General features: G+C 38.8%; 3 protein-coding genes. All 3 read right to left on the bottom strand.

Annotated elements, in window-relative coordinates; all coding sequences use genetic code 11:
* Positions 1 to 75: 75 nt before the first annotated feature.
* Positions 76 to 510, bottom strand: a complete 435-nt coding sequence (locus tag FJM74_RS22025) for a DUF4279 domain-containing protein (RefSeq protein ID WP_187264810.1) — start codon at positions 508 to 510, stop codon at positions 76 to 78.
* An 89-nt stretch (positions 511 to 599) separates the two neighbouring features.
* A complete protein-coding gene (locus FJM74_RS22020; RefSeq protein WP_206684092.1) occupies positions 600 to 1,235 on the bottom strand; it encodes a DUF6985 domain-containing protein in 636 nt (211 codons plus the stop codon).
* 88 nt (positions 1,236 to 1,323) lie between these two features.
* A partial coding sequence (locus FJM74_RS22015) for a hypothetical protein (protein ID WP_187264809.1) occupies positions 1,324 to 1,979 on the bottom strand: 656 nt, incomplete at its 5' end.

Below are 1,979 nucleotides of genomic sequence, written 5' to 3'. Positions count from 1 at the left end.
AACGGTTAGTATAAGCGACGCGCGAGGCCGTCGGCCGAAGGGTGACGTTTATGCAGTGTTAGCAACTGTGCTTTTTTATTTTTTGTCTATCTCACTTAAAACATACAAGTCAATATTCAACTCAAGCCCGCAATCATTTATAGCTTTTAATGCCTTTTTGTTGAAGTAAAGTCCTGGGTTACAACCCTCGTAAATGTATTGGACTATCGACAGCTCTGTATGAAGCTTTTCTGATATACTTCTTAAGACATCTTTTCTTGGCAGAATAATTTCGTCGATAAATTTGTCAATATGGTTGCCAATCCAGTCATTTGAAATATTTGTCGACCTATATTCCCAGTAATTATTTTCTCGGGTCTTCTTTAGTCCGTTCCTTTTGTCACCAAAAATGTATTCCTCACCTCTTACCCAAACTTTTGTCGGAGCTAATCCAAGCATGTCGGTAATTTGCCCATGTTCAGAATCAAAGTCGAAAATCTTAAGTTCTACTATATTTTCGTTTGCTGGCATTTGTTCTTTGCATTGTTGCTAACGTTTTGCCGCTTTGCGAAGGCGGGGTTTTTCAGCACTAAACTTCATTAGATGCACAAAGATTGAATTTAGCACTTCACTGTCATAAAAGCACGCCCCCCCCGCTTTTGCAAAACGGCTGTTAGCGGTTCGGCTTTCTTGTCCTTCGTTATTAAAACCTTTAGTAACTCATCCTCTTCGTCTGGTTTGTCGTATGCGTCAGCTTCTGTTAAATGTCCATCTTGGTCACTTATTCTTGTTAGTTTCTTGCCTTGTCTAAAAACTAATTGAAGTCCGTGTTCTTGTTCCCAGTCACATTCACAAGCTATGAAAACATAAATATCTTGGTCTTTGTAAGGTCGTCTTGTTATAAAAATTTCAGTCGGCTGTATGAAATTCCAAATTTCGTTTTTGTTTTTTATCTGTCTTAAGGGTTCGTCTGCCTCGTCAAAACCTACTGCATCCAAAAAGTCCATACAGTTTTTGTATGCAAATTCAGAAATCAAATTTCGGTCGTCTGTGTTTAGTTTCAGAAAATTTGTCAAAGCTTGGTCTGCTTCGTCAATAAAAGTCGCGTCGTGTTCAGGTTCAAAATCCATAAAAGTTATCGTCAACTTGTCGTTGTCGAAAAATGGAATTGCGATTTTTTCACTTTTCCACCAGTCAGGAAAACTTTCTTCTTGCTTAAGTCGTCCAATAATTTTCGATATAATTTCTTTGTTCATTTCTGTCGGTTTCGTTTTTTAAGCTGACCACTAACACTGTATAAAAAACGTGCTAGGCCGTCGGCCGAAGCATGATTTTTATACAGTGTTAGTGGCTAGTTATTCTTTCTTTTTGTACCTTTTTGATATACCCGATAAACTTTTCAATCACAAGAGAATACTCTTTACGGCTGTATTTGATATTTTTTCTCAGTTGGCTCTCAAGTTCATTGATGGCCATGGCTTCCTCACCCTCCCTTTCTATCTGGATTTCCCCAACTATAGAACTCGCCCAGTTTCGCATATCTGTGTCATCCAGCTTAGGCCCAATGTTGAAGTAGTCGGCGAAGCTTTCTGTTTTAGTAGTTAAAAATTCTGTTCCCTTAACTCCCGCAGCCTCGGAGTAGAATCCGTCCGCACCGTTCAAGGATTTGGTGAATACAATAAAGTAGAAAAAGTCCTTGCTTGGGTCTTTGGAAAATAGGCTATCAGTGACTGAAAGCATTTTATCGTCATCGGGGTGTTTCACTATTCTTACTTTATTAAACACCTCCACAAAGTATTTATCAGTCGAAGGGTCATCAAGGGCATTCTTCAGCTCTGTCCCTAAAGGAGAGTCGCTGTGGAATATAGGTGATTTTTGGCTTTCTGTTTTAGCTGCGACTGATTCTACCTGAGCTAAATCAGCTTTAGTTTGTTGAGCTGACTTATCCGTTTGTTTTTGACAAGCGAAGAAAGAAATGGCTATAATTACAGTTAATTTTT

It is taken from the genome of Pontibacter beigongshangensis, from assembly GCF_014332515.1.
Taxonomy (GTDB): domain Bacteria; phylum Bacteroidota; class Bacteroidia; order Cytophagales; family Hymenobacteraceae; genus Pontibacter; species Pontibacter beigongshangensis.
This window is presented reverse-complemented; position numbering and strand designations above follow the sequence as displayed.

Coding starts and splice junctions, on each gene's coding strand:
- FJM74_RS22025 (WP_187264810.1), bottom strand. CDS start 510: ATGCCAGCAAACGAAAATATAGTAGAACTTAAGATTTTCGACTTTGAT.
- FJM74_RS22020 (WP_206684092.1), bottom strand. CDS start 1,235: ATGAACAAAGAAATTATATCGAAAATTATTGGACGACTTAAGCAAGAA.